We start from the raw sequence: 1,235 nt of genomic DNA on the forward strand, positions 1-1,235 counted from the left end.
TGTAGTGGTCTAATGATCCCGGACACCAAATTAGGTGGTAAAGTCTCCACCATAAATGAGGTGTTCAATGACAAAACGACAACGACGTACATTTTCTACTGAGTTCAAACTAGATGCTGCAAGTTTGGTTCTTGATCAAGGGTACTCCATACCTGAAGCAGCTAACTCTATGGGCGTAGGTGAAACGGCTTTACGGCGATGGGTCGACCAACTCAAAGTTGAGCGAGGTGGGATGACTCCAACGGCTAAAGCCCTCACGCCTGAGCAAAAGAAAATCCAAGAGTTAGAAACCCGGATTAACCGGCTAGAACGAGAAAAATCCATATTAAAAAAGGCCACCGCTCTCTTAATGTCGGACGAACTCGAACGTTCTCGTTAATAGACAAGTTGAGGGAGCATGAATCGGTCAAAATGCTTTGCGAACTGTTCAACGTAGCTTCGTCTTGTTACTACGAGTTTAAGCAACGCAAGCCGGATGCCAGTCGCATTCGTCTAGCTAGCCAAATTAAAGAACTCTTCAACATGAGTCGAGGCTCTGCTGGCAGCCGTACTCTTGTCTCGATGCTGAGCGAAGAAGGCATAAAAGCCGGACGATTCAAGGTTCGCCAGATAATGCGTGAAGCTGATTTAATGAGTAAACAGCCAGGTTCGCATCGATATAGACATGCAAAAGTAGAAAGGCCAAGTATTCCAAATCTACTGAAGCGTGAGTTTTCTGTCAGTACTCCGAATCGTGTTTGGTGTGGCGATATTACTTATATTTGGTCAGGTTCGAAGTGGACCTATTTAGCGGTAGTGCTTGACCTATTTAGCCGACGCGTTGTGGGGTGGTCTTTATCCGATAAGCCCGATACTGAATTAGTATCTAAAGCTTTGGAGATGGCCTGGGAGCAACGAGGATGTCCGAAGAACGTGATGTTCCATTCAGATCAAGGCTGCCAATATAGCAGCCGTAAATATCGCCAAAGACTTTGGCGATATCGTATAACTCAAAGCATGAGTCGTCGTGGTAATTGTTGGGACAACGCTCCCATGGAGCGGCTATTTAGAAGCTTGAAAACCGAGTGGATACCAGCAACAGGTTACCTGACACAAGCTCAAGCTAAGAAAGACATCAGCCATTACCTGATGAGTTACTATAATCGGCAACGGCCTCATCAAGCAAATGATGGGCTGTCGCCAGTAAATGCCGAAAATCGGCTTAAGTCAGTGTCCGGTATTTGTTGACCACTACA

1 protein-coding gene is annotated in these 1,235 nt (G+C 45.9%); it reads left to right on the forward strand.

Translation table 11 applies throughout. The annotated features are described in order from the left end of the window. Nucleotides 1-67: 67 nt before the first annotated feature. Nucleotides 68-1,227 (forward strand): IS3 family transposase gene (locus AACW75_RS23010; RefSeq protein ID WP_089024952.1). Its coding sequence is split into 2 segments (ribosomal slippage): nt 68-326 and nt 326-1,227, totalling 1,161 coding nucleotides; the frame shifts between segments, so codons are not numbered across the junction. Nucleotides 1,228-1,235 lie beyond the last annotated feature (8 nt).

The organism is Vibrio sp. L3-7 (assembly GCF_963898195.1).
GTDB lineage: Bacteria > Pseudomonadota > Gammaproteobacteria > Enterobacterales > Vibrionaceae > Vibrio > Vibrio echinoideorum.